Origin of the sequence: Escherichia sp. TC-EC600-tetX4, assembly GCF_019356055.1 — a bacterium.
In the GTDB taxonomy this organism is placed as follows: Bacteria; Pseudomonadota; Gammaproteobacteria; order Enterobacterales; family Enterobacteriaceae.
The window spans coordinates 1,102,994-1,115,347 of sequence record NZ_CP079924.1 but is presented as its reverse complement, the minus strand read 5'-3'; the positions used below and the strand labels follow the sequence as shown (position 1 = coordinate 1,115,347).

Here is a 12,354-nt window from a genome sequence, read left to right as displayed (position 1 = left end):
AACCCGGCAACATGGAGGAGCCCAGTGCCCGTTATTGCCATTATCGCCATTGTTATCATCGTCATCATTCTGAACAAAACCGGAGTGTCCGACAGCCTCACGGCCCTGACACTTGCAACCGTTGCCGCACTACTGACGGGAGGTGGTGCAGCCGGTGCTGCCAGTGTCGCGCTGACGCCGTTCGTCGGCGTGCCGGTGGGTATTTTTGTGGGAATTTATGTCTTTGCCAAAGTGGTTCGTCTGATTTCAGGGAAAAAATAATGAAACGTAAAACACTACCTCTGCTGGCGCTGGTTGCCACCTCTCTGTTTCTGAGCGCCTGCGATGACAGGAGTGATGACCTCAAAGCTATCAGTAAATTTAAGGACCTCACGCCCCCGCGCTTCAGCGATGTGGTCAGCCGTCAGGATGATGTCAGCGAAGAATGGTCACAGGTTGGCTTCTCATCCGGTCTCACCCTGCAGGTCTTACGTACCCGTGAGTCGCCCGATGGTTGCGAGGGTGGCAGTTACTACTATCTGGTAGATATGGAGGAGAAAACCGTCCAGCCGCTGATGAATGCGCTTTGTATTGCCGACAATATCAAACTGGAATACCACGAAGTTACGGACCCGTATACGAAAGAAAAATACTTCGAATATTCCCATGACGGCAAACTGATGGGACGGCTGCTGATACCGTCAAACCCTGATAACCGGGAATAAAAACAACGAGAAAGGAGACATAAATGAAAATACGTTCACTAAGCCGGTTTGTACTGGCAAGTACAATGTTCGCCAGCTTTACAGCCTCTGCGGTCCCCGGACTCTGGCAACAGGGGTACGGTCAGGGCAATGCGGAATACAGTGTGACGGATGCCAGCGGAAAGATGTTTACCATCAACTGCACGGGAAATCCGGACCAGAACGGTATTTACCAGCACTCGGTTTTTCTGATCCTCGCCGGGGATAAAACGGTCAGCTCGCATGATGACAGTACCGGCATCACAGTGGTGATGGACCATAAGCAATATGCCATTCCCTCAACCCTTGGCTGGCGTAACGGAGATAATGCCTGGTTCAGCTTCATCATGGATATCCGTAAGGCCCGGCAGTTCGACGTCTACGTCAATGACCAGAAAGTTGGATCGTTTAACCCTGATGTTCGGAATGCACAAAAGGTCCTGCCAACATTAGCGGACTGCACTAACGACTGACGGCTGCGCCTTCCCTACCATAACAACCCTGATTGCCTCCGGCGGTCGGGGGTTTCTTTTTTCTCCTTAATCTCCAGAGGTAGGCCACGTACTTTCGAACGATGAGCGCAGTGGTCAGTTTTTTTCAGATATATTTATCTTTTTTTGGCTGTAAGCTCCGCTGTGAGCGCAGGCTGTGTTAAAACTCCTGATCACTTTTTGGTCTAAGCGATGGTTTCATATGATCAACCATTCTTGATAAACCCATGAGACGGACTAACTTTTTCATTAAAATTAAAAAGATATGAATGAATACTGCGGATATCAACATGGCCAATCACATTCAAGGACAAGGCAGGCATCAGGTGACATTGCTCCCTGATGCACTCGATGATTTTGTCACTGAAGATATCTGAAATAAGTTTAATCAGTTCATCACGGGTCGGTGGCATATCGAGATAATTAATTATTGTCGGTTCGTTGCCGTTGTTATGAAGCATCTCCAGCGTGTTGCGTGAGGTGCCACAGGCCGGGTTGTGATAGATGGTAATGTTGCTCATATCAGTATCTAATTACAAAGTGACAGAGAGCCGCCACGCCAGCGCGGCCAGAGTGACAAACAGCACCGGCACAGTCATGACAATGCCGGTACGGAAGTAATATCCCCAAGTGATTGTCATATTTTTCTGGGCAAGCACATGCAGCCACAGCAGAGTTGCCAGACTGCCAATCGGGGTGATTTTCGGGCCTAAATCACAGCCAATCACATTGGCATAAATCATTGCCTCTTTGACGACGCCAGTCGCCGTACTCCCGTCAATCGACAGCGCACCAATCAGCACCGTCGGCATATTGTTCATCACTGATGAGAGAAATGCCGTCAAGAAGCCGGTGCCGAACGTCGCTGCCCATAACCCCTTGTCTGCCAGCAGATTCAGCACGCCAGACAGGTACTCCGTGAACCCTGCATTGCGCAGGCCATAGACCACGATGTACATGCCCAGTGAGAAAATAACGATCTGCCATGGCGCACCGCGCAGGACTTTTCCGGTGTTGATCGAATGACCTCTTTTCGCCACCACAAACAGCACTGCTGCGCCAGCGGCCGCTATCGCACTGACCAGGATTCCCTGCGGCTCCAGAAAGAAGAAACCGACAAGCAGCAATAACAGGACAATCCAGCCCGCCCTGAAGGTTGCCAGATCCTTGATCGCACTGGCAGGCGTCTTCAGCAGCGAAACTTAATACGTTGCCGGAATAACTCTGCGAAAGAAGAGATACAGCATAATCAGCGTGGCCGCAATCGCTGCCGCATCCACGGAGATCATAACGGAGGCGTACTGCGCAAAGCTCAGACCGAAGAAGTCCGCCGAGACGATATTCACCAGGTTAGAAACAATGAGCGGCAGGCTGGCCGTATCTGCAATAAATCCTGCAGCCATGACAAAGGCCAGTGTCGTGCCCTGGCTGAACCCAGTGCGATCAGCATCGCAATCACAATCGGCGTCAGGATCAGCGCGGCGCCGTCATTGGCAAACAACGCATCAACAGCGGCACCGAGCAAGACTTTCCAGGTGAACAGCGCTCTAGGTAGGAACTTTGTCGTTGATAGAGTCTTCAGCCATCAACACTGTATCGAGTAATGAAATTGGTTGCTAGAAAGTCGATGATTTGTTGCGTATGATTAAAAATCAACCTTAAAGGCTTTATACATGGATTTGCTATGGCTTTTGTATCAGAAAGAGAAATTGTAAGAAAGATATTTAGCAAAAAAATTGACTTTACGATCTTGGCATTTTTCTATATTTCCTCTATTTTTTTTCTTCTTTGTAGTGGCGTTCTCTTTCAATATTTTACCGCTGCCTTCACAAAAGGTAATTGTTATGAATGCTCAATGAAACTTGATTACATAAAACAATTTTATTTTTCACTGGAAACCGCATGGTACCTCATATCTGCTGTTGCAGTATTTATTGCATCTGTTTTTATACAGCATAGAATTAAAGCTTATTTAACATTATTAGCTATTACATGGATTGTACTAACAATAACAGATGTGGCGTTAATACACGCCTTAGACAATATAGCCATGAATAATATTTTGTTAAATATACTATATAATCTTTTTGGGGCGATTTTATTGTCACTGTTTATGTGTTTATCAAATTCCCTCCTTTTCCACCTTAATAAGATAAAACATATTCCAATGATTTTATCGGCAATGATTCCATTAGTTTCCGCAATAATAATAGCCATACTCATAACCGCTGTTATATATTTATTGTTTGCCCGGCAGGCGGTAGAGATTGAGATGGATATATCTGAAGGTTCAGACATCGCATATGTAGGTGTAAAAGATAATGAGGAATCATTTGGGTTTTTAAATGATAAAAAAACAGACACACCAACGTATCTGGATGTAATCAAAAATGGTAGTTTGATATATAATGATACACAGGGTTTAAGTGGTGCTGATATTTATATTGTCTCCGGTTGTTATGCCCTTCCAGATTTACTTCGCAATGTACCGCTTGATGCTAAAAAATCTTTTCTGAATGTAAAAAAGCTAGAAATCACACAGAAACTTCCAATGATGGGGTTCATACAAGGTGAATCCGCTGATGTGATGCCTAAAGCAGCATCCAGGTTAAGTTTGAGCAAGCAAGATGATAAATTTATGCTAGCCTCAAGTGTTACTGACTCTCAAATAAAATTTAAATCAAACAATGCACAATTGATGGTTGCTTTCGCATTTATGCCAATAACAACGAATGGTATTTTACATGATTATACATACGATATAATAATAAATGATAAAAAATATAAAATTGAAAATCATGTTGCACCTCTATCTAGGCTTGATAAAAATAAGAAGATGAAGTGTGAATACCAGCAAATATCGGATTTAACAAATACGTATAACATTAATGCAAATTACTTAACGGGTTTTTTACTTGTCCTAAAACCAGATGATATTATTAATTACAACAATAGCCCTTCCGTACTACTCAAGACTGATTTTGCGTTCTATAAAAAAACATACCAGAAGCTTGATAAAATATATGATGACATAAGCAATGGAAAATTATCTTCACTGAGAGCAACAGGTATCTCCCAGTTTAGTATCAACGGGAAACATTTGTCGTTAAGGCCAGAATCGGAGATTATTATTTCTGAAGGGAGTTTGTATGGACTAGTTAATAAAAGCAAAAAAATCAAAATATATGGCACAGCAGATCTTGTTTTTGTTGATAACAAGATAATGAACCTTCGTAAAATAACTTATTTGCAATCTAAGCTAGAAATTTTTGGTTCTTCTATTATGGATATATTAAAGTATATATTTGGTTTAGGTCTGCTAGCAATTTCTATAAAATTCATTCATTCTTACTTTAAGAATGATGTGAATGAAAATTTATTCTTGTAACGCATTTGGCTCCAATTGGAGCCTTTTTATGACTATTTATTAAAATATCCTAAGTTAAGCCTGTTTTTAAAGCAGGCTTGAGCGTGAAGCGGACACTCATACCTGCTTTAAAGTGGCGTTTTTGTCGTTACCCATACCTATATTTTCTGTTGTTTAACTGCCAGAACTGAGCGGTTGAAAAGCCAGAAATATGCCGAGCCAGCGGCATGGAAGCGCCAGCAGCTGTTGAATGGAGTACTGTAGGCAAATGGTGCCGTAACCGGCTTTCGTACTGAAAGGTTCTGTCTATCCCATCCCTTCTCTTGTATCTAACATTTAGTTGTGAATAGCTACTGTAAATGCCCCTACAAAATGAACCATTATTTTTAGAGGGCGTCTGGCACTCCAACTTCCGCTTTTGGCACAGAACGGCCTATCAGCAATATAAAAGCATTCAGATATATATCATTTCTACAAACATACCCGATTAACGGCAGAATCTCAGGATTCTGCCGCTTTTTTATTATTTTTCAGGGGAGTAGTAATGAGCAACTCTGAAGGTTGGTAGTCATTTTAGCAAACGCTTTCTGGTCTGCCGCAGTGGGCATCGGCTGATTGCGTAGCAGGGCCACTGGTATCTGCCGGTATCACCGACATTAACATTGAAGACGACCAGGGCATTCACGTCCGCCTGATAGTTCGTGATGCCGAAGGTCGGATGGTTGGCGGGCATGGAACTTTGAACCGGACGCCGGTGAAGGTTTTAACCGCTATATCCACAGGTCAGGCATCCGCACCGACACCTTCCCCCGCTGACTCCGAATCATTTACCAGCAACATTTCACCTTCCCAAACGCGCTTTATTACCTCATACGCCAGCCATCGCCGCTGGCGTTTTTTATTCACGGAGACATACCCATGACAACACAGACACAGTACGACCTCGTACCCGCTAACGGATCCGAATTTGAGTTGAGCGTAACGCAGGTACCCGATGAACAGCATATCCGCTTCTGGCCGCAGCACTTTGGCACCATCCCGCAGTGGATAACGCTGGAACCGCGCATTTTCGCCTGGATGGACCGCTTCTGTGATGAGTACTGCGGGGGTATCTGGTCCTTTTACACGCTCAGCAATGGCGGAGCGTTTATGGCTCCTGATGCTGACGGTGACGATAAATGGCATTTGCTCAACGGCATGAATGGCAATGGTGCGGAAATGAGCGCGGAAGCCGCAGGTATCGCTGTCTGCCTGATTGAATATAGCCATCACGCCTGCCTCACCGAATGCGATGCCATGACGGAGCACTATTACCGCCTGCGGGATTACGCTCTGCAGCACCCTGAATCCAGCGCCATTATGCGCATTATTGATTAAGGATACTCATGATGGAACAGTCACTCATCCCACAGACACCGGTACTTCCACTGACCGCACAACGCACGGTAAAACGCGCCTTAACGCTGCTTGACCGACACCTGCGCGAAACAGGCGTGGCATTCACCTCCACTCAGGCTGCTCGTGACTGGCTGAAGCTGAAAATGGCGGGGCTGGAGCGTGAAGAATTTATGATGCTGTATCTGAACCAGCAGAACCAGTTGATTGCCCACGAAACCCTGTTTGCCGGTTCTATTAGCAGTACCGAGGTACATCCCCGTGAGGTGGTCAAACGCGCCCTGTATTTCAATGCAGCAGCAGTGATACTGGCGCATAACCACCCCTCCGGCGACACTACTCCCAGCCAGGCAGATAAGACTATAACGCAGCGTCTGGTGCAGGCGCTTCAGCTCGTTGATATCCGTGTCCCTGACCATCTGATTGTTGGTGGCAGGCAAATCTATTCGTTCGCAGAACACGGTCTGCTTTGAGGTATTACATGAGAATTATCAGTAAACGCCGGGCAATGACGATATACCGCCAGCATCCTGAGTCCCGAATCTTTCGCTACTGCACCGGAAAATATCAGTGGCACGGTAGCGTCTGTCATTACACCGGCAGGGATGTTCCGGATATCACAGGAGTCCTGGCTGTGTACGCCGAACGCCGCAGGACCGCAGCGGACCGTATGCTTGACTGATGAGTATCACCCTGAACTGACAATAAAGAGGTTATGAATGAGCAACACCACATGGGGCCTGCAGCGAGATATCACGCCGCGCCTGGGAGCACGTCTGGTGCAGGAGGGCAACCAGCTGCACTATCTGGCTGACCGGGCCAGTATCACCGGTAAGTTTAGTGACGCCGAATGTCCTAAGCTGGATGTGGTATTTCCACATTTTATCAGCCAGATAGAGTCGATGCTGACCACTGGTGAACTGAATCCCCGCCATGCCCAATGCGTCACCCTGTACCACAACGGTTTTACCTGCGAAGCCGATACTCTTGGTAGTTGCGGCTACGTATACATCGCTGTTTACCCCACTCAACGCTAACTAATTTCACGAGAGCAAGCATGAACACTCTACCTGCTACAATTTCGCAGGCGGCGAAGCCCTGCCTGTCGCCAGTGGCTGTCTGGCAAATGCTACTGACACGCCTGCTGGAACAACACTATGGCCTGACACTGAACGACACGCCGTTCAGTGATGAAACTGTTATTAAGGAACATATCGATGCTGGTATCACTCTGGCCGATGCAGTCAATTTTCTGGTGGAAAAGTACGAACTGGTACGTATCGATCACAGAGGATTTTCGTGGCAACAACAGTCTCCATATATTTCCGTAGTAGATATTCTGCGAGCAAGGCGCTCTACCGGCTTGCTAAAAACTAATGTGAAATAAACGCTTAAATACAGAGCAGACTGAAGGAAAGCAAAATGCTAATCTCATAGACGAAGAGACTCCCGCTGTAACCTCCCCTCCCCCGAAAAAACCTGACATTTTCTTTTAGGACCAACAATGGGACCAAAATGAAAATTGAACTGAAGATTACAATCAATTTAACAACAAGTTACACAACCAATTCAGACTCCGCCAGCCCACCAATCATGATTGGACGGTGTAAGGACAACACCAACAAAAACAGGAAGTTAGAAGTCTCAGCAAAACACCGACCAGACGGTGAGGAGACATAAAAGGATACGCAAAGGAGCCGCGGCTCCTGGTAACATGAAAGCCCACAGATGTGGGCTTTTTCGTTGATGGTCAGAACGACCAGTTCACACCAGCTACCGCGTTCCACGGGGATTCCACACCGGCACTATGGCTATACCCCACCCCAAGATGCCCGCTTAACGTACTGCTGAATGAGGCTTTAATACCTGCCTGGTATATTCCACGTCTGCCCGACAAATAATTGACGAAATTACCGTCACTATTCACTTTCACCCGGTTATCATCGACAAATTCTTTGCGCACAGCCGCCTTCAGCCACGGCTCAACTTCCATACCGTTCCCCAGACGCATGTTGTAACTCAGCGTTGCGCCCAGTTCACGATATATACTGCGGGTATCGACTGATTTCGATTTCATGCCATTGGATAAATGATATTCGGGGTTATCAGCGGTGAACCCCGTTAACGATGCATACGGCGTCAGGTTCCAGTTACCATCGGTAAATCGCATCCCGGTTTCAATGTGACCGCCCAGCCCGTTGCTGTGGTAACTGCCATTGGCGGCTCCACCGCTGCTCATTTTACCTGCTACGTTACTTTTAAAACGGTTCAGCTTCACGACACCGTCCAGATAGAAACCACTTTCATGTTCCCAACTGGCATAGCCGCCCAGAGAATAACTGCCCACACTGCCATGTCCTCCGCGATCAAAACCGATATGTGAATGGGAATAGCCCATAAAAGCGCCTAGCGTGGTAATTCCTTCAGGAATATCATTACGGCTGTCGATCCCCACTGTCATTCCGGTCAGCGTCTGCTCAAACCCGGCACCCGCATCGGTGGTGACATTATTACGGGTGTTATACGTCGCCCCCCAGACATTATTGTTGTGTGGACTCGCTTTCATTATGTTCAACCGCTCGCGAATACTGTTTAGCTCAGCATCAAATACCAACGGTAATGTTGCTGCCATATTGAGTACGGCTGCCGTAGAAGGCGTAATGCGTTTCTCCGGAACGGGTGTCGGCGTTGGATCGGGAGTAGGGTCTGGTTTTGGATTTGGGTCTGGCTTTGGATCGGGTTTTGGGTCTGGCTTTGGATTTGGGATGGGGTCCGGGTTGGGTTTGACATCATTGGTCAGGTTCCAGTTGCTGTTGCCGTCACTTTTCAGGACATACTCATAGGTCCCAAGATCAACGAAACCGCCGGTATTGCCCAGCGTAAACGAAGCATCCCCTCCCCCTGTTTTCACCAGCGTCATCGCGTCGTCAGACTGTGGGCTGACGCCGGTATCCTGAACAAAGATTTTAAAATTACCAGTGGCGTTGTTGTTGACGACCAGTTGATCGCCCCGGGAGCCTGCAACGTTGGTATGCAGGTAGAAATTACCGCTACCGGAAAGTTCATTGGTTGTCAGCGTATTGTAGATACCGTTAGTTGTGGCAGGCGCTGCTGTTTGTGCTGACAAATAAACATCACCGTCGTTGAGTAGCAAACTGTTTACTCTATATTCGCAGTTGCTGGTACCTGCACAGGAATTATTGCTGTTAAGCCAGACACTGCCCCGGCTGGCAGCCGTCAGGTCGGCAAGCGTGGTATCGACGCCATTTCCCAGAGTCAATGTCGCGCTATCGGTAATCCGGACCGCCCCTTCGAGTTTAACTGGCGTAACATTATCCCGTGGCGTCATTAACGACAGGCTTCCTGTCGCGCCACTGACCGATGCATCCGCCAGCGTACCTGCGTAGACGATTGCCGTACCGCCAGCGACCTGGAGATCTTCTGCCCGGGCCAGAGCCTGAAACTCATCTTTTGACCGCCCAAGGGTATATTGCCCGCCAGAGTTAACCTTTGTGGCGGAGTCCTGACCCAGGTTTTGCATTGCCCCACCCTTGCCAACCGTGGAGTCGCGAGCTTCGGTACCTGCTAATACCAATAAATTACCGCCATTTTCCAGCAACATATTGGTCGCTAAATTGCCGGAAATGGAAAAAGTACCGTACTGGTGAGTACCGCTGATTTCAATACCGTTAGCCGTGCTCGTCTGGAGAGCGGCACCGCTGTTCTGGACGATATCTGTCGCTTTGCCATTATCGTTGACTGTCAGCGTACCGCCTTCATTGATCTTTGTTTTTATTGCCTCTCCGTTAGCTGAAACTGTTTGTATTCCGCCGTCGTTAATTGTTGTCTCATTCGCCACACCCTCGACAATTTGTTCACCGCCGGTGAGCGTCGTGCCTGTCGCAGTGGCTTTTGTTTTGACGATCTCCCGTCCGCCCATATTGACCTGTGTTTTGTCAGAAGAGGTGTCTGACTCCACGGTTAACACGCCGCCATTTGCCAGCAGGATATTGTTCGCCGCACCCTGCTCGATGCTGAACGCGACGCCATCCGCGCGTGTTCCTGTGACCCGCGTCGCCCTGGTGGTTGCAACCAAAGCGCCCTGGCTACTCTGCTGTATCCCCGTTGCGCTGCCTTTCTCCCGCACATCGAGTGTGCCGCCGTCATTAAGCACCGAGTTTTCAGCCAGGCCGCCCTCATTAACTACCTGTGAACCCCCATTAATAATGGAACCTTCCGCTGTCCCGTTTGCCATAATTTGTTGTAGGCCAGAGACGATATCGGTATTGATTGCCTTACCATAATTCTGAACGGTTTGCGTGCCACCATTGATGTGTGTTTTCTCTGTTGACCCACCATCAACAATTTGTTCACCACTTTCGATATTTGCTTCAGTGGCTAAACCATATACCGTTTGCTTGCCACCTTTGATATTTGCTTTATCAGAAGTGGCACTGGCATATATTGTTTGGGTGCCAGCACTATTGAGTACAGTGCCAACATCTTTTCCATAAACATCCATTTTGCCGTTGGCATTAATAATCGTGTCAACTGCGCGGGAACCAGTGACGACTGTTAATGAGCCAGCGTTTTCCAGCACTACATTTTTAGCTTCTGAATTCCTGATGTAGAAAGCATCACCATAACTGTTGGTTCCTTCGATAAGTGTTCCGGAGGTCGTGGAAGCAATTAATGCGCCGCCGGATTGTTGCTCAACATGCTTAGCCTCACCACCGTCCTGAACCTCCAGAACGCCGCCATTATTAAGTCTGGTGCTATCTGTTTTAGCCTCCTTCTGGACAATCAGCTTACCGCCAGTATCAATGGTAGTATTTTTCGCCGAGGTTTTAGCCACTACCGTCAGTTCGCCGGTATTTTCCAGCACAACATAATTAGCCTCCCCTCCGGTAATAGTGAAGTGAGAGAGCTTGTTGTATCCTTCGATATCAGTCCCTGCACCCGTGTTGGCAACTAAAGCACTGCCCGTCTCCTGGTTAACCCCATGTGCAATACCGCCGGTATAGACAATCAGCGAGCCTCCGGCGCTAATATTGCTGCCAATTGCCGTACCATCTTTCTCAACAACCTGCCGGCTCCCGGAGGATATAATTGTTGTGTCAGCTTTCCCGCCGCTTTTGATATTTTGCGTTCCGCTGTTGATATTGGTGCCTGTGGCTATGCCATAATTATTAATATTCTGTGTGCCACCATTAATTATGGTATTTGTCGCGTTTCCTGCAACATCCATAACCCCGCCATTATCTATTCGGGTCGCATCAGCTTTAGCATTGGTTAAAACTGACATTGTTCCTTTATCTTTAATAATCGTCTTGTTTGCCGAACCATATGCGTTTATGTCTAAATGACCACCGTTTTCCAGCAACACATTGTCTGCCACGTGATTGTGGATGGAGAATGCACCTTCACTATTCGTACCGCTCACCGTCGTACCGTTAGTGTTAGTTTTTAAAATTGCACCATCGTGCTGGGTAACATTTGTTGCCGTACCACCCCTAACATCAAGCACGCCACCAGAATAAACTTCAATAACATCCGAGGTGCTGGTGTTATCAACAATTTGCGTGCCACCAGAATAGATATGCGTATTTTTTGCCGTTGACTTACTATTCAGAGACTGAGTTCCGCCTTCAATCGTCGTGTCCAGCGCACGGCTCTCATATACTCTTTGCTCACCGCCATTTTTAATGGTTGTTGTTTCTACTGTGCTCTGTTCAACATACTGTCGACCACCATTTATGGTTGTGTTCGTTGCCAGACTTCCTTGTACTACGTCCTGAGAGCCAGACTTATTTATCGTTGTACCATCAGCATGCCCTTGAACTTTTACTATCTGGCTACCACCATCAATGAGTATTCCATTCGCACTCCCTCCCTCTACGCGTGAAGCACCGCCCTTAATTGTCGTTCCATTGCTGATACCCCCTTTATAAACGTCCTGATTGCCACTCTCGATTGTCGTACCTGTGGAAATACCCCCGTCATGAATTGACTGTCTGCCACCGTTAATGGTTGTATTATTAGCCTGCCCCACAAAATTGTTATGACTTCCTATATCTTGATATCCACCAGATTCAATAAGACTTCCATTAGATACCCCGCCATGAACATTCTGCTGGCCATGGTTGATAATATGAGTGTTATTTGTTGTACCTCGTTCATCCACTTTTTGGTTGCCATCTACAGTCTCATCGTTTACCACACCAATAACATTAGTAGTGAAGGCAGCCATCCCGGGCGGGGCATATATCAAGGCAGATATCAATAAGGAAAGTACTGAGCGGCGACAATAATAGGGACTGGTCCTGTTCATAAATTTCATCCTCTGAAAAGTGAATACTGAGTAGCGTTTAAGCGACCT

The 12,354-nt window shown here is 47.2% G+C and carries 10 protein-coding genes and 3 pseudogenes; 10 read left to right on the top strand and 3 right to left on the bottom strand.

Annotated elements, in window-relative coordinates:
- The first annotated feature begins 24 nt into the window (after positions 1 to 24).
- From ypjK to yfjT, 3 genes are read left to right on the top strand one after another with little or no spacing between them, the layout of a single operon-like run.
- Complete coding sequence (gene ypjK / locus KXD89_RS05370; protein WP_001144029.1) at positions 25 to 261, top strand: protein YpjK; 237 nt, start codon at positions 25 to 27, stop codon at positions 259 to 261.
- On the top strand, positions 261 to 704 hold the full coding sequence (locus tag KXD89_RS05365) for a YfjS/YafY family lipoprotein (protein ID WP_000824222.1): 444 nt from the start codon (positions 261 to 263) through the stop codon (positions 702 to 704). Before ypjK ends, KXD89_RS05365 begins: the two co-directional genes overlap by 1 nt.
- A 23-nt stretch (positions 705 to 727) precedes the next feature.
- Positions 728 to 1,195 (top strand): protein YfjT, encoded by a 468-nt coding sequence (gene yfjT / locus KXD89_RS05360; protein ID WP_000702495.1) that lies wholly within the window; start codon positions 728 to 730, stop codon positions 1,193 to 1,195.
- A 386-nt stretch (positions 1,196 to 1,581) separates the two neighbouring features.
- On the opposite strand, the pseudogene KXD89_RS22270 reads toward yfjT, so the two are convergent.
- Together KXD89_RS22270 and KXD89_RS05350 are read right to left on the bottom strand one after the other, a co-directional pair.
- Positions 1,582 to 1,734, bottom strand: a pseudogene (locus KXD89_RS22270) (glutaredoxin domain-containing protein); the annotation flags it as partial.
- 12 nt (positions 1,735 to 1,746) lie between these two features.
- Positions 1,747 to 2,762 (bottom strand): annotated as a pseudogene (locus KXD89_RS05350) (arsenic transporter); the annotation flags it as partial.
- Between the two features lie 135 nt (positions 2,763 to 2,897).
- On the opposite strand from KXD89_RS05350, the gene yfjW reads away from it, so the two are divergent.
- From yfjW to ypjF, 7 genes and pseudogenes are all read left to right on the top strand, one after another.
- Complete coding sequence (gene yfjW / locus KXD89_RS05345) at positions 2,898 to 4,601, top strand: protein YfjW (RefSeq protein ID WP_000896263.1); 1,704 nt, start codon at positions 2,898 to 2,900, stop codon at positions 4,599 to 4,601.
- Positions 4,602 to 5,235: 634 nt separating this feature from the next.
- Positions 5,236 to 5,396 (top strand): annotated as a pseudogene (locus KXD89_RS05340) (DUF905 family protein); the annotation flags it as partial.
- Positions 5,397 to 5,498: 102 nt separating this feature from the next.
- Positions 5,499 to 5,957, top strand: coding sequence for an antirestriction protein (locus KXD89_RS05335; RefSeq protein ID WP_000211841.1), 459 nt, complete (start codon positions 5,499 to 5,501; stop codon positions 5,955 to 5,957).
- 8 nt (positions 5,958 to 5,965) lie between these two features.
- Positions 5,966 to 6,448, top strand: coding sequence for a RadC family protein (locus tag KXD89_RS05330; RefSeq protein WP_001407480.1), 483 nt, complete (start codon positions 5,966 to 5,968; stop codon positions 6,446 to 6,448).
- A gap of 8 nt (positions 6,449 to 6,456) precedes the next feature.
- On the top strand, positions 6,457 to 6,657 hold the full coding sequence (locus KXD89_RS05325) for a DUF987 domain-containing protein (RefSeq protein WP_001395452.1): 201 nt from the start codon (positions 6,457 to 6,459) through the stop codon (positions 6,655 to 6,657).
- 37 nt (positions 6,658 to 6,694) lie between these two features.
- On the top strand, positions 6,695 to 7,012 hold the full coding sequence (locus KXD89_RS05320) for a type IV toxin-antitoxin system YeeU family antitoxin (RefSeq protein ID WP_000072690.1): 318 nt from the start codon (positions 6,695 to 6,697) through the stop codon (positions 7,010 to 7,012).
- Between the two features lie 20 nt (positions 7,013 to 7,032).
- Complete coding sequence (gene ypjF, locus KXD89_RS05315) at positions 7,033 to 7,362, top strand: type IV toxin-antitoxin system toxin YpjF (protein WP_001094400.1); 330 nt, start codon at positions 7,033 to 7,035, stop codon at positions 7,360 to 7,362.
- A 363-nt stretch (positions 7,363 to 7,725) separates the two neighbouring features.
- Here ypjF and ypjA read toward each other — a convergent pair whose 3' ends face one another.
- Positions 7,726 to 12,306 carry an adhesin-like autotransporter YpjA/EhaD gene (gene ypjA, locus KXD89_RS05310; protein WP_010723187.1) on the bottom strand — a complete coding sequence of 1,527 codons (4,581 nt, stop codon included), beginning with the start codon at positions 12,304 to 12,306 and terminating at the stop codon, positions 7,726 to 7,728.
- Positions 12,307 to 12,354: the final 48 nt, after the last annotated feature.

Bases quoted from the DNA above. Each gene is read 5' to 3' on its own strand.
- yfjW (WP_000896263.1), top strand. From the start codon at position 2,898: ATGGCTTTTGTATCAGAAAGAGAAATTGTAAGAAAGATATTTAGCAAA.
- KXD89_RS05335 (WP_000211841.1), top strand. From the start codon at position 5,499: ATGACAACACAGACACAGTACGACCTCGTACCCGCTAACGGATCCGAA.
- KXD89_RS05325 (WP_001395452.1), top strand. From the start codon at position 6,457: ATGAGAATTATCAGTAAACGCCGGGCAATGACGATATACCGCCAGCAT.
- KXD89_RS05320 (WP_000072690.1), top strand. From the start codon at position 6,695: ATGAGCAACACCACATGGGGCCTGCAGCGAGATATCACGCCGCGCCTG.
- KXD89_RS05330 (WP_001407480.1), top strand. From the start codon at position 5,966: ATGATGGAACAGTCACTCATCCCACAGACACCGGTACTTCCACTGACC.
- ypjA (WP_010723187.1), bottom strand. From the start codon at position 12,306: ATGAACAGGACCAGTCCCTATTATTGTCGCCGCTCAGTACTTTCCTTA.
- yfjT (WP_000702495.1), top strand. From the start codon at position 728: ATGAAAATACGTTCACTAAGCCGGTTTGTACTGGCAAGTACAATGTTC.
- KXD89_RS05365 (WP_000824222.1), top strand. From the start codon at position 261: ATGAAACGTAAAACACTACCTCTGCTGGCGCTGGTTGCCACCTCTCTG.
- ypjF (WP_001094400.1), top strand. From the start codon at position 7,033: ATGAACACTCTACCTGCTACAATTTCGCAGGCGGCGAAGCCCTGCCTG.